Raw genomic sequence first — 19,488 nt, 5'->3', positions numbered from 1 at the left:
AGATGTGGGGCGCAGGCCCCACTTTTTGGAGAACTTGTATGATGTACCACATTCCCGGCGTGTTATCGCCACAGGACGTCGCCCGTTTTCGCGAACAACTGGAACAAGCCGAATGGGTGGATGGACGCGTCACCACCGGCGCACAAGGTGCGCAAGTTAAGAACAATCAACAAGTAGACACCCGCAGCGCCCTGTACGCCGCCCTGCAAAATGAGGTGCTGAACGCGGTTAACCAACATGCTTTGTTCTTTGCCGCGGCCTTGCCGCGTACCCTTTCCACGCCGCTGTTTAATCGCTATCAGAACAATGAAACCTATGGTTTTCATGTGGATGGCGCAGTACGCAGCCATCCACAAAACGGCTGGATGCGCACTGACCTTTCTGCCACGCTGTTTTTAAGCGATCCACAAAGCTACGACGGCGGCGAACTGGTCGTTAATGACACCTTCGGGCAACATCGGGTAAAACTCCCGGCAGGCGATCTGGTGTTGTATCCCTCCAGCAGCCTGCATTGCGTGACACCCGTAACCCGCGGCGTACGAGTGGCATCATTTATGTGGATCCAGTCGATGATCCGTGATGATAAAAAGCGCGCCATGCTGTTTGAACTGGACAACAATATTCAGTCGCTGAAAAGCCACTACGGCGAAAGTGAAGAGATCCTGTCGCTGCTCAATCTTTATCATAATCTGCTGCGGGAATGGTCGGAGATCTGACGCTTGAACTGCCCGAGTTCGTCCCTATATTAGCTACACTTAACTGTACAAGCATTGATATGGGGAGGACGATATGGCATCCGGTTGGGCTAATGATGACGCCGTCAACGAACAGATCAACAGTACAATTGAAGATGCGATTGCGCGCGCTCGGGGTGAAATTCCGCGTGGCGAAAGCCTGTATGAATGTGAAGAGTGCGGTGCCCCTATCCCGCAGGCCCGTCGGGAAGCCATTCCTGGCGTGCGCTTATGCATTCATTGTCAGCAGGAGAAAGATTTACAAAAACCAGCTTATACAGGATATAATCGCAGAGGTTCGAAAGACAGCCAGTTACGTTAACTACAACTGGCGGGATGTATAGCGAGTATAATTTGTATTTTGCGTGGCATTCCGTGCCTTTAACGCTACCGTGACTGCCACGCGGTATAAAACAAGTCCATAAGTACAACAAATAAATGGTTTATCAGTATGTTAGATATCAATCAATTTATTTGAACAAGGCGGTCAATTCTCTTCGATTTTATCTCTCGTAAAAAAACGTGATACTCATCACATCGACGAAACAACGTCACTTATACAAAAATCACCTGCGAGAGATTAATTATGAAAACTATCAATACTGTTGTTGCTGCTATGGCTCTTTCAACTTTGTCATTTGGCGTGTTCGCGGCGGAACCGGTAACGGCATCCCAGGCACAGAACATGAATAAAATCGGCGTGGTTTCTGCCGATGGCGCATCCACCCTCGATGCCCTGGAAGCGAAACTGGCTGAGAAAGCTGCGGCAGCCGGTGCTAGTGGATACAGCATCACTTCTGCCACCAACAACAATAAATTAAGCGGTACCGCGGTTATCTATAAGTAATTCGTAGGCTGGATCAGGCGTTTACGCTACGTCCAGCACAAGTATTTCCCTGTCTGTTTGCCGACAGACGCATATGCTCTAACCCTCATTGATCCTATGTTACCCTTGTTTGCCCGTCCGCCACTGGACGGGCTTTTTTTTTAGCTGGCTAACTGCTGACAGAAAGCCTGCAACGTCTCTTCCGGCATACCAATCTGCCGCGCCGCATCACAAATGGCCTGCCAGCTTCCCGCATCCAGTGGAATCCCCTGCTCCTGCCGTTCGCGACGCGTGTTCACTTCCCACTCGCCCGGTAGCAAAATCGGCTTATCGTCATCATGCGGCGAGGCTTTCACCCACTCGGCAAAGGCTTCGGTCTGCGCGCTACAATCCGGCGCGCCGAACAGTTCCGGGTTGATGATGATAGTGGTCATGCAGTTGAGAATGGCATCGGGACTGGTTTGTAACGTTTCCTGATGCGTCGTTTTACCGCCAGAAAGCGCCCCACCAAGAATTTCACACATTGCTGCAAGGGCGTAGCCTTTATGTTCGGCAAAGGTCAACAGCGAACCCAACGGCGACTCCTGCATTACCGCCGGATTGGTCGTCGGCACGCCGTTAACGTCAATCAGGCAACCTGGCGGCACGGGGACGCCTTTATGCCAGGCGACGCGGGTTTTGCCAAATGCAATGGCGCTGGTGGCGTAATCAAGCAACAGCGGGAACTTATCTTTACGAGGGAAAACCACACAGAAGGGATTGGTGCCAAAGCGGCTGTCGCGACCGTGGAACGGCGCGACCATTGGAATGCCGACCACGCTAACAAAGTGGATAGAGACAAACCCCGCCGCTGCGCACTGTTCTGCCCAGTAACCGATACGGCCGATATGATGCGAGTTATGTAGCGCCACGGCAGCAATACCGTGCTGATGCGCTTTCTCAATCCCCAGCGCCATCGCTTCGTGTGCTGCGACCTGACCAAATGCGCGATCGCCATCGAGCGTGACCGCCGCCCCCGCCTCTTTAACGATTTTGGCATGATGGTTAATTTGCAGATGCCCCTGACTCCAGGAGCGCACATAGCTTGGGATCATGCCAATACCATGTGAATCATGCCCTGCCAGGTTTGCCGCGATTAAATGATCGGCAACTAATTTCGCTTCTTGTTCCTCGCTACCCATCTGACGAAATACAGCCTGAATAAAACTGTGCAACGTCTGAGCATCAAAGCGATGACCACTTTCCATGGTTAACTCCTGTTTATGTTATGTGTTTGTTGTTTTTTTATGCTGCACGCCGGGCGCGGGAAGGTCAATAAAGATGCAGGAATTTCATATTGCGGTGGGGTAAAAGCCGGATGACATGGCTCATCCGGCTGAGAAAAGATTTAGAATGCCTGATTAACGCGCGCCAGGCCGTCGCTGATAGTTGCCGCTTCACCCGTAGCCACCAGGCAGCAAGCCATCTGGATTTTCAGCGATTCGGGAATCGGTTCGCTGCCAGCCAGGCAACGCTCAATCCACTGCGCCGTGGTTTCCGGATCTTTTGCTTGTGGCAGTAACTCGCTACCAGCAGTGTCCTGTTTTTCATACAGCACCCGCATCCCTTCACGGTCAATGAGATTGATCTGCGGGCAGCGCTGCGGATTAGCATACACTTCACCTTCAGTACCATGCATTAGTAGCGCCCGCCCGCCGATATCGCTAAAGAACTTCGCGACGCGTCCAATGTATTCCGGATGCGAAACGCTGGAAAGACGCAGTGCCTCACCTTCGGCAAATGGCGTCGCCAGTTTCGCCAGGGTATGTGCACTGTTACGCACGCCCATCCGCCAGCGCATCGCCAGTTGTTTTTCCAGCGGCGGGCAAAACGCGCCGACAGGCATAAACACCGGTTGATGTTCGTCGAGCTTCGCCTGCGCCTGCCCGCCGTGCAACGTTGGCGTAATACCCATCAGTTCGAAAATGGTTTCGGTTAGCACGCGGGTTGGATCTTCGCTAACCCCGTGAACCACCACAGGAAAACCGAGTTTGTGCAGGAGAATCGCCAACAACGGCGTCAGGTTGGCCTGTTTACGCGCGCCGTTGTAACTGGGGATGACAATCGGCATCGGCTTGTCTGCAGGCGGCGTCAGCTTGATGGTGTGATTTTGCATGGCTTCGTAAAAGCCGAGCATCTCTGCTTCCCCTTCCCCTTTGATACGCAGCGCAATCAATACGCCGCCCAACTCAAGGTCAGGGACTTCACCATTGAGCATATGGGCATACAGACCGCGCGCAGTATCCCGGTCTAAATCGCGCGCGTGGTTTTTCCCGCGCCCGATCTCTTTAATGATTTTGCGATAGTCCATTTACGACTCCTTACCTGACTCACATCATTAACGCCGCCGACGGCGTGGGGATTTCGTTTTTTCTTTCTTTTTAACTATACCTTCAGGGACTTCCGGTTGCTCTATCGGAAATACCGGTAATGCATCCAGTAGCCGCTTGCCGTAGTTTTTGGTGAGCAAGCGTTTATCGTAAATCACCACTTCGCCCCAGCAACCGTGGCTTCGAATCAGTCGACCAACCTGTTGAATCAGGTTAAACGAGGCGCTCGGCAGGCTTTGTACTTCAAACGGATAGCGGTTGAGGCTTTTCAGCCATTCCCCTTCGGTGATCACCACCGGGCTATCAATGGGCGGGAAGGCAATTTTATGGATATGCACCTGACTTAGCAGATCACCTTTCAGATCCAGCCCTTCGGCAAAAGACTGTAAGCCCACCAGCACGCTGCGCTCACCGTTGGCAACGCGTTTGCGATGCAGTTCAACTAAGCGATAGCGCGGCTGATCGCCCTGCACCAGCAACATCAACCGTAAATCCGTCACATAGTCGAGAAACCGCTGCATCGCACGCCCGCTGGCAAACAGTACCAACATACCGAGATGTTTTTTGCTCTCCACCTGCTCACGGAAGAACGCCGCCATTTCAGCAATGTGCTGTTCTTCGTTGTCAATGGAAGGCTCAAAGCGCATCCGGGGAATAACAATTTTACCCTGTTCGCAGTGGTTAAAGGGAGAATCCAGCGCCACAAAGCGGTCGCCTGCTTTCTCTTTCAGCCCGCTCATCTCCTGCAATCGCGAAAAACTGTTCAGCGAACGCAAGGTTGCGGAAGTGACAATAATGTGCGGAATACTGCGCCACAGTAGCCTTTCCAGTTGATCGCTAACGCGGATCCCCACGCAGTGAAACCAGAGATGCAGCTGCCCTTCGCGCTCTTCCCGCGTCGCCCATTTAGTCACCGGCGCACCGGAAGATTGCGCCAGAGACGCCAGCCGCCAGAGTTTGCTTTGCGCCTCGAACATCCCCAACGCGCGATTCATCTGCAAAATCAACCGATGCAGACGTACAATGTCATGGCTGCCGGTTTTCTCACTTAAATCGTTAAGAAATAACTCCGCCAGGCCACGCAGCATCTCGGTGAGTTTTGCCAGACGCTGGCAGATCTCCAGCACTTCATCAGGCAGTTCGCCCATCGCAAAACGGTGCTCTGCCTCCTGCCCGGCAGGCATGTAGAGGTTGAGAATGTTGTTTAACGAGGCGATAAGTTCATACAACTCTTCACAATGGGCATTCAAACGCTCGGGGATCGCCAGCGGGGGGATGGTCTTCGGGCGAAACTGCTCCATGCAGGTAGCGACCAGTTTCGTGAACAAGTCCAACTGTAGTCGATACCAGGGCGCGGTGATTTCGGCGCTCATCTCCAGCGCATCCCGCGCCACGTCCGGCAGGTGATGACCTTCGTCCAGCACCAGCAGCAGATTTTTCGGGTCAGGCAATACGGCTTCGCTTTCCATCGCCGCCATCACCAGCGCATGGTTTGCCACCACCACTTCCGCTTCCTGAATCTCCCGACGAGCAACAAAAAACGGGCATTCACGATAGTAGTAACAGTTGCGGTTGAGGCAGCTGGCTTTGTCGGTACTTAAACGACGCCAGAGATCGTCATCTATAGCGATATCCGTATGATCGCGCAGACCATCCCATTTATAAGTGTCGAGATCGCCCTTCAACTTTGCACAACGCTTTTGCTCTTCCTGATTGTTCGGCGTCAGCTCGTCGTCAAGAAACGCCAGCAGATCCTGTTGCGTGGGCTCAGTGCTGGCGAGCGCCGTCAGATTACGCGGGCAAACGTAGCGCCCACGCCCAAAAGCGGCAGTGAATTTAAGATCGGGAATGATCTTTTTCAGCAGCGGTAAATCTTTGCTGTAGATCTGATCCTGCAATGCCACGTTGGCGGTACTTACCACCAGCGTTTTTTGCTCTTCGCGGGCAATGGCAATGCCGGGGATCAAATAGGAGAGCGTTTTCCCAACGCCGGTGGGTGCTTCAATCGCCAGATGCCGCCCTTCTTCTCCGGCCAGCGTTTTGGCGACGTCCGCAATCATCTGCCGCTGCGGCGCACGGGGAATAAAGTCGGGGATCTGTTCCTGAAGCGCCTTATACCAGGCGGCAATTTGCGCTTTAAGCGCGGCGGTTAATGCCATGAGAAAACCTGAAATACTGTATAAACAGCCAATATTGTGGCATTTTTCGGTTTTCAGGGGTAATGGTTTTTCTGTTTCTGGAAAGCGGCTCGCAATAACGTTTTCCGGAGGTGAGATTTTCCCGCAGCAGAAGAAACATCATTGCGCAGAAAAAGACAATGCACGCAGGCTTATTGCGCTGGTGGCCATTGCAGGGCGGTATGTAAAACACGCAGTACCGAGAGCGTATCGCCCTCCACTTGGTAGATCAGCACATAATGCGGCCTGACAACGGCTTCATGTGTACCAGCGACTCGTCCGGCCCGGTACATCTCCGGGCGTTCACAGGCCTGTTCCGCAATGGCTTCAAATTGATTATCAAGGGCTATTGCCGCTAGCGGATTATCTTTACTGATGTATTCCATGATTTGCTCCCTGTCAGACAGGGACATTGGCTTCCATTCCAGACGCATTAATCCCCCTTCAGCAAGGCTTTTTTACGGGCAGCAAATAGACTTTTGGCCTCTTCATGAGAGAGCGCCGGGCGTGGATCGTCAATGGCGGCCTGCACCTGCTCTCGAAACCAGGCATCATACGCGGCAGCTTCATGAGCTCGTTTTAATGCCTCAGCCCTGTCTGGTCGGGTCGTTTTCTTCTGACCGTCCGGGTCGTAATGAGAGGCGTCGACTTCAAACCGGGCAATACCAACATCTTTCAGGTAGTTGACAACCGTTTCCAGCCGTTTGAACAGGCGGATTTGCCGACTGCGTTGTGCTGCAAGAGGCCGTTCAGTGTGGCCGTATTTCACGGTCAACGACCAGCCTCCCTGGGTGCCAATAACGTGTGCTGCATCCACTACGCCAGACTCAACCAGTTTATGTAAGGTTGAGTGATCGATCGTTTCTGGTGCCATAATGCGCTAACCTCTTTGTATACAGCATGCAATTTATAATTAAATATAGCGCAATTAATAATAAATTGCAGCATCTTGATCGTAAATTGCCCAGGATAAAATTGCGGTAGATAGAGATTTGTTGCGAATATGCCGGGCATAGCCCGGCATAAAAGATTACTGCGCAGCGGAAGGTTTACGCGGACGGCGACGACGTTGTTGTTCGCCTGCCGGTTTGGCATCGCCGAGGCGACGAGATGGTTTTTCTGCGGGCTTTGCGTTACCAGACTTCGCACCACCTTCCGCACGGCGTGGTTGCTGTTGACTGCGACCACCACCTTGCCCACGACCGCCGCCGCCACGTTGCTGGCGACCATTCTGGATTGGTTCCGCTTTGATTGACGGGTCCGGCTCATAGCCAGGAATCGCAATGCGCGGGATCTCTTTTTTCAGCAGTTTTTCGATATCACGCAGCAGTTTGTGTTCATCAACACACACCAGCGACAACGCTTCACCGGTAGCAGCCGCACGACCGGTACGCCCGATACGGTGGACATAATCTTCCGGTACGTTTGGCAGTTCATAGTTGACGACGTGCGGCAACTCTTCGATATCCAGACCGCGCGCAGCGATGTCAGTTGCCACCAGTACACGAATATCGCCCGATTTAAAATCGGCCAGCGCACGAGTACGCGCACCTTGCGATTTATTACCGTGGATCGCCGCACTACGGATGCCATCTTTATTGAGCTGTTCAGCCAGATGGTTAGCGCCATGTTTGGTACGGGTAAACACCAGCACCTGCTGCCAGTTCCCTTTCCCAATCATGTGCGACAGCAATTCGCGTTTGCGTTTCTTATCGACAAAGTGAACGTGCTGGGTCACCTGATCAGACGCGGTATTGCGGCGTGCCACTTCGATTTCCAGCGGGTTGTGCAGCAGTTTTTCCGCCAGGGCTTTAATATCGTCAGAGAAAGTGGCGGAGAACAACAGGTTCTGGCGCTTCGCTGGCAGCTTAGTCAACACACGACGGATATCGTGGATAAAGCCCATGTCGAGCATGCGGTCAGCTTCATCAAGGACGAGGATTTCAACCTGATCCAGCTTCACTGCATTTTGATGTTCCAGGTCCAGCAGACGTCCCGGCGTTGCCACCAGCACATCAACGCCGCCGCGCAACTTCATCATTTGTGGGTTAATGCTGACACCGCCAAACACCACCAGCGAACGAATGTTCAGATATTTGCTGTAATCACGGACGTTTTCGCCAATCTGCGCCGCCAGTTCACGGGTCGGGGTAAGAATGAGCGCACGTACCGGACGACGCCCTTTGGCGTGCGGCTGGCGAGTGATCAGGTGTTGCAACAGCGGCAGCGTAAAGCCCGCTGTTTTGCCGGTACCGGTCTGGGCACTGGCCATCAGGTCGCGGCCTTCCAGCACCGCAGGGATCGCCTGCTGCTGAATAGGGGTGGGTTCACGGTAACCCTGCTCGGCAACGGCGCGCAGGATATCAGGGCTTAAACCCAAAGAATCGAAAGACATAACTACTCCGAACCGCCCCGACCGTTACCGGTGTAGTTTTCAGGGAGATACTGAAAAGGAAAATGACAAAAACCACAATGTCATGAGGGAGCGGAGTGTAGCAGTTTTTGTGACGCAGCGCATAAATTATCCCTGTGACTGGCGTTGCTAAAATTCCTGGTCATACTGGACAACTCCCCTATGGAGTCATAATCTTAATCAATCATTTGATTAAGAATGGACTGTGCGATGAATAATCCTGCCATGACAATCAAGGGTGAACAGGCGAAAAAACAGCTGATTGCTGCCGCACTGGCGCAGTTTGGTGAATATGGAATGAACGCCACCACCCGCGAGATAGCCGCCCAGGCCGGGCAGAATATCGCTGCCATCACCTACTACTTCGGTTCGAAAGAAGATTTGTATCTCGCCTGCGCCCAGTGGATTGCCGATTTTATTGGCGAGCAGTTCCGTCCGCACGCTGAAGAAGCCGAACGCTTGTTCGCACAACCACAGCCGGATCGGGCTGCCATCCGCGAACTGATCCTTCGCGCCTGCAAGAACATGATTAAGCTGCTCACCCAGGATGACACCGTCAACCTCAGCAAATTTATCTCCCGTGAGCAGCTCTCTCCCACGGCAGCCTATCACCTGGTGCACGAACAGGTAATTAGTCCGCTACACAGCCACCTTACACGCCTGATTGCCGCCTGGACCGGCTGCGACGCTAGCGATACCCGCATGATCCTTCATACCCATGCGTTGATTGGTGAGATTCTGGCGTTTCGTCTTGGCAAAGAAACCATTTTGTTACGTACCGGCTGGACCGCGTTCGATGAAGAAAAGACCGAACTGATTAACCAGACGGTGACCTGTCATATCGACCTGATTTTGCAAGGATTATCGCAAAGGAGTTTGTAGTGATGAAAAAACCTGTCGTGATCGGACTGGCGGTAGTGGTACTTGCCGCCGTGGTTGCCGGAGGCTACTGGTGGTATCAAAGCCGCCAGGATAACGGCCTGACGCTGTATGGCAACGTGGATATTCGTACGGTGAATCTTAGTTTCCGTGTTGGGGGGCGCGTTGAGTCGCTGGCGGTGGACGAAGGTGATGCGGTCAAAGCGGGCCAGGTGCTGGGCGAACTGGATCACAAGCCGTATGAGATTGCCCTGATGCAGGCGAAAGCGGGCGTTTCGGTGGCTCAGGCGCAGTATGACCTGATGCTTGCCGGGTATCGAGATGAAGAAATCGCTCAGGCCGCCGCAGCGGTGAAACAGGCGCAAGCTGCCTATGACTATGCGCAGAACTTCTATAACCGCCAGCAAGGACTGTGGAAAAGCCGCACCATTTCGGCAAATGACCTGGAAAATGCCCGCTCCTCGCGCGACCAGGCGCAGGCCACGCTGAAATCAGCGCAGGATAAATTGCGTCAGTACCGTTCCGGTAACCGCGAACAGGACATCGCCCAGGCGAAAGCCAGCCTCGAACAAGCACAGGCGCAACTGGCGCAGGCGGAGCTGAATTTGCAGGACTCAACGTTGATAGCACCGTCTGATGGCACGCTGTTAACGCGCGCGGTAGAGCCCGGCACGGTGCTTAATGAAGGTGGCACGGTATTTACCGTCTCGCTGACGCGTCCGGTGTGGGTACGCGCCTATGTTGATGAACGTAATCTTGACCAGGCCCAGCCGGGGCGCAAAGTGTTGCTTTATACCGATGGTCGCCCGGACAAGCCGTATCACGGGCAGATTGGTTTCGTTTCGCCGACTGCTGAATTTACCCCGAAAACCGTCGAAACACCGGATCTGCGTACCGATCTCGTCTATCGTCTGCGTATTGTGGTGACCGACGCCGATGATGCGTTACGCCAGGGAATGCCGGTAACGGTGCAATTCGGTGACGAGGCAGGACATGAATGATGCCGTTATCACGCTGAACGGCCTGGAAAAACGCTTTCCGGGCATGGACAAGCCCGCCGTCGCACCGCTCGACTGCACCATTCACGCCGGTTATGTGACGGGGCTGGTTGGGCCGGACGGTGCGGGCAAAACCACGCTGATGCGGATGCTGGCGGGATTACTGAAACCCGACAGCGGCAGTGCCACGGTGATTGGCTTTGATCCGATCAAAAATGACGCTGCGCTGCACGCCGTGCTCGGCTATATGCCGCAGAAATTCGGCCTGTATGAAGATCTGACGGTGATGGAGAACCTCAATCTGTACGCGGATTTGCGCAGCGTCACCGGTGAAGCACGGAAGCAGACTTTTGCTCGCCTGCTGGAGTTTACGTCTCTTGGCCCGTTTACCGGACGCCTGGCGGGCAAGCTCTCCGGTGGGATGAAACAAAAACTCGGCCTGGCCTGTACCCTGGTGGGCGAACCGAAAGTGTTGCTGCTCGATGAACCCGGCGTCGGCGTTGACCCTATCTCACGGCGCGAACTGTGGCAGATGGTGCATGAGCTGGCGGGCGAAGGGATGTTAATCCTCTGGAGTACCTCGTATCTCGACGAAGCCGAGCAGTGCCGTGACGTGTTACTGATGAACGAAGGCGAGTTGCTGTATCAGGGGGAACCAAAAGCCCTGACTCAAACTATGGCCGGACGCAGCTTTCTGATGACCAGCCCGCACGAGGGCAACCGCAAACTGTTGCAACGGGCATTGAAACTGCCGCAGGTCAGCGACGGCATGATTCAGGGGAAATCGGTACGCCTGATCCTCAAAAAAGAGGCCACACCAGACGATATTCGCCATGCCGACGGGATGCCGGAAATCAACATCAACGAAACTACGCCGCGTTTTGAAGATGCGTTTATTGATTTGCTGGGCGGTGCCGGAACCTCGGAATCGCCGCTGGGTGCAATATTGCATACGGTAGAAGGCACACCCGGTGAGACGGTGATCGAAGCGAAAGAACTGACCAAAAAATTTGGCGATTTTGCCGCCACCGATCACGTCAACTTTGCCGTCAAACGCGGTGAAATCTTTGGTTTGCTGGGGCCAAACGGCGCGGGTAAATCGACCACCTTTAAGATGATGTGCGGTTTGCTGGTACCGACCTCTGGTCAGGCGCTGGTGCTGGGCATGGATCTGAAAGAGAGTTCCGGTAAAGCGCGCCAGCATCTCGGCTATATGGCGCAAAAATTTTCGCTCTACGGCAACCTGACGGTCGAACAGAATTTACGCTTTTTCTCTGGTGTGTATGGCTTACGCGGTCGGGCGCAGAACGAAAAAATCTCCCGTATGAGCGAGGCATTTGGCCTGAAAAGTATTGCCTCACACGCCACCGATGAACTGCCATTAGGTTTTAAACAGCGGCTGGCACTGGCCTGCTCGCTGATGCATGAACCGGACATTCTGTTTCTCGACGAACCGACGTCCGGCGTTGATCCCCTCACCCGCCGCGAATTCTGGCTGCACATCAATAGCATGGTAGAGAAAGGCGTCACGGTGATGGTTACCACCCACTTTATGGATGAAGCGGAATATTGCGACCGCATTGGCCTGGTGTATCGCGGGAAGCTGATTGCCAGCGGCACGCCGGACGATTTGAAAGCACAGTCGGCTAACGATGAGCAACCCGATCCCACCATGGAGCAAGCCTTTATTCAGTTGATCCACGACTGGGATAAGGAGCATGGCAATGAGTAATCCGATCCTGTCCTGGCGTCGCGTGCGGGCGCTGTGCGTCAAAGAGACGCGGCAGATCGTTCGCGATCCGAGTAGCTGGCTGATTGCGGTAGTGATCCCTCTGCTGCTGCTGTTTATTTTTGGCTACGGCATTAACCTCGACTCCAGCAAGCTGCGCGTCGGGATTTTACTGGAACAGCGTAGCGAAGCGGCGCTGGATTTCACCCACACCATGACCGGTTCGCCCTACATCGACGCCACCATCAGCGATAACCGTCAGGAACTGATCGCCAAAATGCAGGCGGGGAAAATTCGCGGTCTGGTGGTTATTCCGGTGGATTTCGCCGAACAGATGGAGCGCGCCAACGCCATTGCACCGATTCAGGTGATCACCGACGGCAGTGAGCCGAATACCGCTAACTTTGTGCAGGGGTATGTCGAAGGGATCTGGCAGATCTGGCAAATGCAGCGCGCGGAGGATAACGGGCAGACTTTTGAACCGCTTATTGATGTACAAACCCGCTACTGGTTTAACCCGGCGGCGATAAGCCAGCACTTTATTATCCCCGGTGCGGTGACCATTATCATGACGGTCATCGGCGCGATCCTCACCTCGCTGGTGGTGGCGCGAGAATGGGAACGCGGCACCATGGAGGCGTTACTCTCTACAGAGATTACCCGCACGGAACTGCTGCTGTGTAAGCTGATCCCTTATTACTTTCTCGGGATGCTGGCGATGTTGCTGTGTATGCTGGTGTCGGTGTTTATTCTCGGCGTGCCGTATCGCGGGTCGCTGCTGATTCTGTTTTTTATCTCCAGCCTGTTTTTACTCAGTACCCTGGGGATGGGGCTACTGATTTCGACGATTACCCGCAACCAGTTCAATGCCGCTCAGGTCGCTCTGAACGCGGCTTTTCTGCCGTCGATTATGCTTTCCGGCTTTATATTTCAGATAGACAGTATGCCCGCGGTGATCCGCGCGGTGACGTACATTATTCCCGCACGTTATTTCGTCAGCACCCTGCAAAGCCTGTTCCTCGCCGGAAATATTCCGGTGGTACTGGTGGTGAACGTGCTGTTTTTGATCGCTTCGGCGGTGATGTTTATCGGCCTGACGTGGCTGAAAACCAAACGTCGGCTGGATTAGGGAGAAGAGCATGTTTCATCGCTTATGGACGTTAATCCGCAAAGAGTTGCAGTCGCTGCTGCGCGAACCGCAAACCCGCGCAATTCTGATTTTACCCGTGCTGATTCAGGTGATCCTGTTCCCGTTCGCCGCCACGCTGGAAGTGACCAACGCCACCATCGCCATCTACGATGAAGATAACGGCGAACACTCGGTAGAACTTACTCAACGTTTTGCCCGCGCCAGCGCCTTTACCCATGTGCTGCTGCTGAAAAGCCCGCAGGAGATCCGCCCAACCATCGACACACAAAAGGCATTACTCCTGGTGCGTTTCCCGGCTGACTTCTCGCGCAAACTGGATACCTTCCAGACCGCGCCGTTGCAGTTGATCCTCGACGGGCGCAACTCCAACAGTGCGCAAATTGCCGCCAACTACCTGCAACAGATCGTCAAAAATTATCAGCTGGAGCTGCTGGAAGGAAAACCGAAACCCAACAACAGCGAGCTGGTGGTACGCAACTGGTATAACCCGAATCTCGACTACAAATGGTTTGTGGTGCCGTCGCTGATCGCCATGATCACCACTATCGGCGTAATGATCGTCACTTCACTTTCCGTCGCCCGCGAACGTGAACAAGGTACGCTCGATCAGTTACTGGTTTCGCCGCTCACCACCTGGCAGATATTCATCGGCAAGGCCGTACCGGCATTAATTGTCGCCACCTTCCAGGCCACCATTGTGCTGGCGATTGGTATCTGGGCGTATCAAATCCCCTTCGCCGGATCGCTGGCGCTGTTCTACTTTACGATGGTGATTTACGGTTTATCGCTGGTAGGCTTCGGTCTGTTGATTTCATCACTCTGCTCGACACAACAGCAGGCGTTTATCGGCGTGTTTGTCTTTATGATGCCCGCCATTCTCCTTTCCGGTTACGTTTCGCCGGTGGAAAACATGCCAGTGTGGCTGCAAAATCTGACGTGGATTAACCCTATTCGCCACTTTACGGACATTACCAAGCAGATTTATTTGAAGGATGCGAGTCTGGATATTGTGTGGAATAGTTTGTGGCCGCTACTGGTGATAACGGCCACGACAGGGTCAGCGGCGTACGCGATGTTTAGACGTAAGGTGATGTAACTTCTTATCTTTCGCCAGCAAAGACACTACCGCCGGGCCGGCAAGGATTGCCAGCCCTGCAATTGCCAGCAAAAAGTTGTTTTCCAGTACGCGGGACAACAGCCACAGCACAATCAGCGCTGCGCCAAAATACCAGGTCGTGGTCAGCTCTTCCAGCACGTCTGCCACCTCACGCCAGCGTTGCTCGGGGTGGCGCTGAAACACCAGCATCATCACTACCGTGACACAATACAGTGCGCATAATCCCACGCCGACGTGAACCAGAGTCTTACTCATCCAGCCCACCACCAGCAGCGCCACTACCAGTAAATGCAACATAATCTGCCAGCAACTTAGGCCAGTTGCGACACGAACACGTTGTTGCCACTTCATGGCTTCTCTCCTGAAGAATTTATCTCTACTTATTCAGAGTACCGAACTTTACGGAAAATTCCGTAAGACCGCACCTTTTTGTGACGCCGACTACACTATTTCAATGAGATAAGAGGCAAAGACAGGAAAATTATGCCCGATCAAACACAACAATTTTCGTTCAAGGTGCTCACCATCAATATTCACAAAGGCTTTACCGCGTTTAACCGACGCTTCATTTTGCCGGAACTTCGCGACGCCGTGCGTACCGTCAGTGCCGATATTGTTTGCCTGCAGGAAGTGATGGGCGCGCACGAAGTTCATCCGCTGCATGTGGAAAACTGGCCCGATACCTCGCACTACGAGTTTCTCGCCGACACCATGTGGAGCGATTTCGCCTACGGTCGCAATGCCGTATACCCGGAAGGACATCACGGTAATGCGGTTCTTTCACGTTATCCCATTGAACATTATGAGAATTGTGATGTTTCGGTCGATGGTGCGGAAAAGCGCGGCGTGCTCTACTGCCGCATTGTGCCGCCGATGACCGGAAAAGCGATTCATGTAATGTGCGTACATTTGGGCCTGCGTGAGGCGCACCGTCAGGCGCAGCTTGCGATGCTCGCCGAATGGGTGAATGAGCTACCGGACGGCGAACCGGTATTGGTGGCGGGTGATTTCAATGACTGGCGGCAAAAAGCTAATCATCCGTTAAAAGTGCAGGCCGGACTGGATGAGATTTTTACCCGCGCCCACGGACACCCGGCGCGCACGTTTCCGGTGCAATTTCCTCTGCTACGACTGGACAGGATCTACGTCAAAAATGCCAGCACCAGCGCGCCAACCGCGTTGCCGCTGCGGACATGGCGACACCTTTCTGATCATGCCCCTTTAAGTGCGGAGATTCATTTATGAAATGTAGCTGGCGCGAAGGTAATAAGATCCAGTTGCTGGAAAACGGCGAGCAATATTATCCCGCGGTGTTTAAGGCGATTGGCGAGGCACAAGAACGCATCATTCTTGAAACGTTTATCTGGTTTGAGGATGATGTCGGCAAACAGCTGCATGCGGCACTACTGGCAGCAGCGCAACGCGGGGTAAAAGCGGAAGTCTTGCTGGATGGCTACGGTTCGCCGGATCTCAGCGATGAGTTTGTCAATGAACTGACGGCAGCTGGCGTGGTATTTCGCTACTACGATCCCCGCCCGCGCCTTTTTGGTATGCGCACCAATGTGTTTCGCCGGATGCATCGCAAAATTGTGGTGATCGACGCGCTTATCGCCTTTATTGGCGGGCTGAATTACTCCGCCGAGCATATGTCCAGCTACGGTCCAGAGGCCAAACAGGATTACGCGGTGCGCCTTGAAGGGCCGATTGTTGAAGATATCCTCCAGTTTGAACTGGAAAATCTGCCAGGACAGAGCGCGGCGCGACGCTGGTGGCGACGTCATCATAAAGCGGAAGAGAACCGCCAGCCGGGAGAAGCGCAGGTATTGCTGGTCTGGCGCGATAACGAAGAACATCGCGATGATATCGAACGTCACTATCTGAAAATGCTCACTCAGGCGCGGCGAGAAGTGATTATCGCCAACGCCTACTTCTTCCCCGGCTATCGATTTTTACACGCCTTGCGTAAAGCGGCACGGCGCGGGGTGCGGATCAAACTGATCATTCAGGGCGAACCGGATATGCCGATTGTCAGAGTCGGCGCGCGTTTGCTGTATAACTATCTGGTTAAAGGCGGCGTTCAGGTGTTTGAGTACCGCCGCCGCCCGCTCCACGGCAAAGTGGCATTGATGGACGATCACTGGGCGACAGTAGGGTCCAGTAATCTCGATCCGCTCAGTTTGTCACTGAATCTCGAAGCAAATGTCATCATCCACGATCGTCATTTTAACCAGACGCTGCGCGATAATCTGAACGGCATTATCGCCGCAGATTGTCAGCAGGTCGATGAGACCATGCTGCCGAAACGCACCTGGTGGAACCTGACTAAAAGCGTGCTGGCGTTCCACTTTCTACGCCACTTCCCGGCGCTGGTGGGCTGGCTTCCGGCGCACACGCCACGTCTGGCGCAGGTTGATCCCCCCGCACAACCGACAATGGAAACGCAGGATCGGGTAGAAACTGAAAACACGGGGGTAAAACCCTGATGAGTAAATCACACCCACGCTGGCGCTTAGCAAAGAAACTCCTCACCTGGCTGTTTTTTATCGCGGTGATTGTGTTGCTGGTGGTCTACGCCAAAAAAGTGGACTGGGAAGAGGTCTGGAAGGTCATCCGCGACTACAATCGCGTTGCGCTGCTTAGTGCGGTCGGGCTGGTGGTCGTCAGTTATCTGATTTACGGTTGCTACGACCTGCTCGCCCGTTTCTACTGCGGTCACAAACTGGCGAAGCGCCAGGTGATGCTGGTGTCGTTTATCTGCTACGCCTTCAACCTGACACTCAGTACCTGGGTCGGCGGCATTGGTATGCGCTATCGTTTGTACTCCCGACTGGGGTTACCGGGCAGCACTATTACGCGGATTTTTTCGCTCAGTATTACCACCAACTGGCTAGGCTATATTTTGCTGGCCGGGGTTATCTTTACCGCAGGCGTGGTGGAGTTGCCGGATCACTGGTATGTCGATCAAACTACGCTGCGTATTCTCGGTATTGGCTTACTGATGATTATCGCGGTTTATTTGTGGTTTTGCGCTTTCGCGAAGCACCGCCATATAACCATCAAAGGGCAAAAGCTGGTGCTGCCTTCGTGGAAATTCGCCCTCGCCCAGATGCTGATTTCCAGCGTTAACTGGATGGTAATGGGGGCGATTATCTGGCTGTTACTTGGTCAAAGCGTGAACTATTTCTTTGTACTGGGCGTGTTACTGGTTAGTAGTATTGCTGGCGTCATCGTGCATATTCCAGCGGGGATTGGTGTGCTGGAAGCGGTGTTTATCGCACTACTGGCTGGGGAGCATACATCCAAGGGCACAATTATCGCCGCCCTACTCGCTTACCGTGTGCTGTATTACTTTATCCCGCTGCTGCTGGCGCTGGTTTGCTATCTGGTACTGGAAAGCCAGGCGAAGAAGCTGCGGGCGAAAAATGAAGCGGCGATGTGAAGTTTAGTTAAGTTCTTTAGTATGTGCATTTACGGCTAATGAAAAAACCGCGTATGCCTTTGCCAGACAAGCGTTATCGCTATTGCTGCAAGAATCCCAAAGAAGCCGATAAAATAGTAATAGAGTGTTAATGCACCTATAAAAGCACAACGAACCGGACTCCATAATTCTTCACTATGGCATTTTCCTGCCAGTTCAAGGAGCTTATTTCGTCCATGCGAGATAATGCCTGACCATAAGACAATCATTAAGCAACTTATTACCCAAATGGGTCGTTCACTCATTAATGTGGCATTCACGATGATTACCAGGGCCAACCCTGTCAACGTCATCATAATGATAAAACGGTGAGAACCAGGATCAAATTTAAACAATAGACCTGCCAGCATACTGATTAAAAACATCGATCCCGCAGTGCTGAACACGACGATAATGGCAGGCACAGGAACTAAACTTGCAACGACAATCGCCACCAAAGAGAGTAAAAACAGATATATTAGGCCTGCGATGGCGGCATTTATCTTGTTGATATCCTTACTTAAACCATACATACAAAGTAATAATAATCCTATGGCGACATACATTTGCGGTGAATCATATTTTGTTGCCGTGATATCGAGATACTTAGCTATCCATGCCAGGCCTGCGGTTGCTGTCACCCCCAAAGCGGTAATGAGCCATATGGCGTTTAATATTCTGGCTTCGTGCTGGAACTTATTAGTTATGTTATTTAACGACCGCGACTTCATTATTGTTCTATCCTTAAGTCAAATATCGACATCTATTTCCATTAGCGCAAAAAATTCATCAATATGCACTACCACACTAACCCATTAATAAAATCAAGAAGCGTTACAGCAATCCTAAAAAGCACAGTTAGAATACTGAAATAGAGAGTTATTGCTCCAGGAATGGTACAGCGAAGAAAACCCGTAATGTCAGAAAAGTCGGCAACACGAATCAAATCTTCCAGTGTTGTTGCTTCACAGGCAGCCGTAACGCCCCAGATAACGACAGTCAAAATACTCGCTAACCACACGGAAAAACTGCTGGTGAGAATCAGGTTAACAACAAAAGCAATACTCAAACCACAGAAGATATATAAACATAACTGTCTGACTGGCGGGATAGCCCTATTAATACAACAGCAAATCAGCGCCATTGTGGCAAACATCCCTCCCGTAATTCCCATTACCGTCGCTATGCTCGAAAAGGTAAAAAGGCTGGCGAAGAGAAAGCCAATAAGCAAGATTAATAGCAGATAGACCAGACATGCGCCTAATGCCTTGAGCCTTTTCAGCGCATTGTTTAACCAGAAACCAATTATTATCAGCGCAGACAAAGCGAAGACAAACGCGCCTGGAGACTCTAGTGAAGCAACCCAATGCATGTGCTGCAGTATCCAGGCTGTGCCTGCCGTAGCCCATACTCCAGCAGCTGTTAACCACCAAATGAGGGGCAACATTTTGCTGAGCAAAGCGCTTTTTTGCTGTAATTGAGTAGCAGAGGATCGTCTGTTCAAATGCGTTATCTGTCCCTGAAATTATGCAGTGGACATAGTCTGGCATTTGCGGCAATTCAGTTCTCATGTAAATGAGCGAAACAGCCTTTATATAATCCGAAAAAATCCCGGCACCAGGCCGGGATATTGATGGTG

General features: G+C 52.8%; 21 protein-coding genes. 11 read left to right on the top strand and 10 right to left on the bottom strand.

The window, feature by feature from the left end; all coding sequences use genetic code 11:
• The first annotated feature begins 38 nt into the window (after positions 1 to 38).
• The 3 genes from ybiX to ybiJ all read left to right on the top strand — a co-directional run bounded on the left by ybiX (position 39) and on the right by ybiJ (position 1,581).
• Positions 39 to 716, top strand: a complete 678-nt coding sequence (gene ybiX, locus ACJHX7_RS00320) for a PKHD-type hydroxylase YbiX (RefSeq protein ID WP_094030356.1) — start codon at positions 39 to 41, stop codon at positions 714 to 716.
• Positions 717 to 789: 73 nt separating this feature from the next.
• Positions 790 to 1,056 carry a C4-type zinc finger protein YbiI gene (gene ybiI / locus ACJHX7_RS00315; protein WP_000146357.1) on the top strand — a complete coding sequence of 89 codons (267 nt, stop codon included), beginning with the start codon at positions 790 to 792 and terminating at the stop codon, positions 1,054 to 1,056.
• Between the two features lie 264 nt (positions 1,057 to 1,320).
• Positions 1,321 to 1,581 (top strand): DUF1471 family protein YbiJ, encoded by a 261-nt coding sequence (gene ybiJ / locus ACJHX7_RS00310; RefSeq protein WP_000849301.1) that lies wholly within the window; start codon positions 1,321 to 1,323, stop codon positions 1,579 to 1,581.
• Between the two features lie 13 nt (positions 1,582 to 1,594).
• On the opposite strand, the gene ybiE is transcribed toward ybiJ, so the two are convergent.
• The 7 genes from ybiE to rhlE all read right to left on the bottom strand — a co-directional run bounded on the left by ybiE (position 1,595) and on the right by rhlE (position 8,501).
• Positions 1,595 to 1,654: a protein YbiE gene (gene ybiE / locus ACJHX7_RS00305; RefSeq protein ID WP_211180490.1), complete on the bottom strand. Its 60-nt coding sequence runs from the start codon at positions 1,652 to 1,654 to the stop codon at positions 1,595 to 1,597.
• Positions 1,655 to 1,721: 67 nt separating this feature from the next.
• Positions 1,722 to 2,807, bottom strand: a complete 1,086-nt coding sequence (hcxB, locus tag ACJHX7_RS00300) for a hydroxycarboxylate dehydrogenase HcXB (RefSeq protein WP_001571150.1) — start codon at positions 2,805 to 2,807, stop codon at positions 1,722 to 1,724.
• A 140-nt stretch (positions 2,808 to 2,947) separates the two neighbouring features.
• The gene (gene ybiB, locus ACJHX7_RS00295) at positions 2,948 to 3,910 is read right to left on the bottom strand and encodes a DNA-binding protein YbiB (RefSeq protein WP_000386516.1); all 963 of its coding nucleotides are present in this window, start codon (positions 3,908 to 3,910) and stop codon (positions 2,948 to 2,950) included.
• Between the two features lie 27 nt (positions 3,911 to 3,937).
• Positions 3,938 to 6,088 carry an ATP-dependent DNA helicase DinG gene (gene dinG / locus ACJHX7_RS00290; RefSeq protein WP_001218654.1) on the bottom strand — a complete coding sequence of 717 codons (2,151 nt, stop codon included), beginning with the start codon at positions 6,086 to 6,088 and terminating at the stop codon, positions 3,938 to 3,940.
• A gap of 170 nt (positions 6,089 to 6,258) precedes the next feature.
• Entirely contained in the window at positions 6,259 to 6,540 is a 282-nt protein-coding gene (locus tag ACJHX7_RS00285; protein WP_001235510.1) for a type II toxin-antitoxin system mRNA interferase toxin, RelE/StbE family, read from the bottom strand.
• Positions 6,540 to 6,980, bottom strand: a complete 441-nt coding sequence (locus ACJHX7_RS00280) for a hypothetical protein (protein WP_000035214.1) — start codon at positions 6,978 to 6,980, stop codon at positions 6,540 to 6,542. Before ACJHX7_RS00280 ends, ACJHX7_RS00285 begins: the two co-directional genes overlap by 1 nt.
• A 156-nt stretch (positions 6,981 to 7,136) precedes the next feature.
• A complete protein-coding gene (gene rhlE, locus ACJHX7_RS00275) occupies positions 7,137 to 8,501 on the bottom strand; it encodes an ATP-dependent RNA helicase RhlE (RefSeq protein WP_075862266.1) in 1,365 nt (454 codons plus the stop codon).
• Between the two features lie 228 nt (positions 8,502 to 8,729).
• On the opposite strand from rhlE, the gene cecR reads away from it, so the two are divergent.
• Genes cecR through ACJHX7_RS00250 form a run of 5 tightly spaced genes read left to right on the top strand, consistent with a single transcriptional unit; the run spans position 8,730 to position 14,371 of the window.
• Entirely contained in the window at positions 8,730 to 9,401 is a 672-nt protein-coding gene (gene cecR, locus ACJHX7_RS00270) for a DNA-binding transcriptional regulator CecR (protein WP_001526782.1), read from the top strand.
• A 2-nt stretch (positions 9,402 to 9,403) separates the two neighbouring features.
• A complete protein-coding gene (gene hlyD / locus ACJHX7_RS00265; RefSeq protein WP_001361294.1) occupies positions 9,404 to 10,399 on the top strand; it encodes a secretion protein HlyD in 996 nt (331 codons plus the stop codon).
• Entirely contained in the window at positions 10,392 to 12,128 is a 1,737-nt protein-coding gene (locus tag ACJHX7_RS00260; protein WP_001361293.1) for an ATP-binding cassette domain-containing protein, read from the top strand. The genes hlyD and ACJHX7_RS00260 overlap by 8 nt, the downstream gene beginning before the upstream one ends.
• Positions 12,121 to 13,254, top strand: a complete 1,134-nt coding sequence (locus ACJHX7_RS00255) for an ABC transporter permease (protein WP_000070117.1) — start codon at positions 12,121 to 12,123, stop codon at positions 13,252 to 13,254. Before ACJHX7_RS00260 ends, ACJHX7_RS00255 begins: the two co-directional genes overlap by 8 nt.
• 10 nt (positions 13,255 to 13,264) lie before the next feature.
• On the top strand, positions 13,265 to 14,371 hold the full coding sequence (locus tag ACJHX7_RS00250) for an ABC transporter permease (protein ID WP_000469026.1): 1,107 nt from the start codon (positions 13,265 to 13,267) through the stop codon (positions 14,369 to 14,371).
• Here the strand turns inward: ACJHX7_RS00250 and ACJHX7_RS00245 are convergent.
• Positions 14,333 to 14,743 carry a YbhQ family protein gene (locus tag ACJHX7_RS00245; RefSeq protein WP_000871982.1) on the bottom strand — a complete coding sequence of 137 codons (411 nt, stop codon included), beginning with the start codon at positions 14,741 to 14,743 and terminating at the stop codon, positions 14,333 to 14,335. The genes ACJHX7_RS00250 and ACJHX7_RS00245 overlap by 39 nt on opposite strands.
• 132 nt (positions 14,744 to 14,875) lie before the next feature.
• Between ACJHX7_RS00245 and ACJHX7_RS00240 the strand changes: the two genes are divergently transcribed.
• From ACJHX7_RS00240 to ACJHX7_RS00230, 3 genes are read left to right on the top strand one after another with little or no spacing between them, the layout of a single operon-like run.
• A complete protein-coding gene (locus tag ACJHX7_RS00240; protein ID WP_094030355.1) occupies positions 14,876 to 15,637 on the top strand; it encodes an endonuclease/exonuclease/phosphatase family protein in 762 nt (253 codons plus the stop codon).
• On the top strand, positions 15,634 to 16,875 hold the full coding sequence (clsB, locus tag ACJHX7_RS00235; RefSeq protein WP_000650324.1) for a cardiolipin synthase ClsB: 1,242 nt from the start codon (positions 15,634 to 15,636) through the stop codon (positions 16,873 to 16,875). The genes ACJHX7_RS00240 and clsB overlap by 4 nt, the downstream gene beginning before the upstream one ends.
• Positions 16,875 to 17,831, top strand: coding sequence for a YbhN family protein (locus ACJHX7_RS00230; RefSeq protein WP_094030354.1), 957 nt, complete (start codon positions 16,875 to 16,877; stop codon positions 17,829 to 17,831). Before clsB ends, ACJHX7_RS00230 begins: the two co-directional genes overlap by 1 nt.
• Positions 17,832 to 17,866: 35 nt before the next feature.
• On the opposite strand, the gene ACJHX7_RS00225 is transcribed toward ACJHX7_RS00230, so the two are convergent.
• Positions 17,867 to 18,580 carry a Bax inhibitor-1/YccA family protein gene (locus tag ACJHX7_RS00225; RefSeq protein WP_094030353.1) on the bottom strand — a complete coding sequence of 238 codons (714 nt, stop codon included), beginning with the start codon at positions 18,578 to 18,580 and terminating at the stop codon, positions 17,867 to 17,869.
• 68 nt (positions 18,581 to 18,648) lie between these two features.
• The gene (locus ACJHX7_RS00220) at positions 18,649 to 19,353 is read right to left on the bottom strand and encodes a Bax inhibitor-1 family protein (RefSeq protein WP_240090919.1); all 705 of its coding nucleotides are present in this window, start codon (positions 19,351 to 19,353) and stop codon (positions 18,649 to 18,651) included.
• Positions 19,354 to 19,488: the final 135 nt, after the last annotated feature.

Source organism: Escherichia sp. WS1451, from assembly GCF_046487365.1.
GTDB classification, from domain to species: Bacteria; Pseudomonadota; Gammaproteobacteria; order Enterobacterales; family Enterobacteriaceae; genus Escherichia; species Escherichia coli.
The sequence above is the reverse complement of the archived record's forward strand: the minus strand, read 5'-3'. Positions and strand labels throughout refer to the sequence as shown.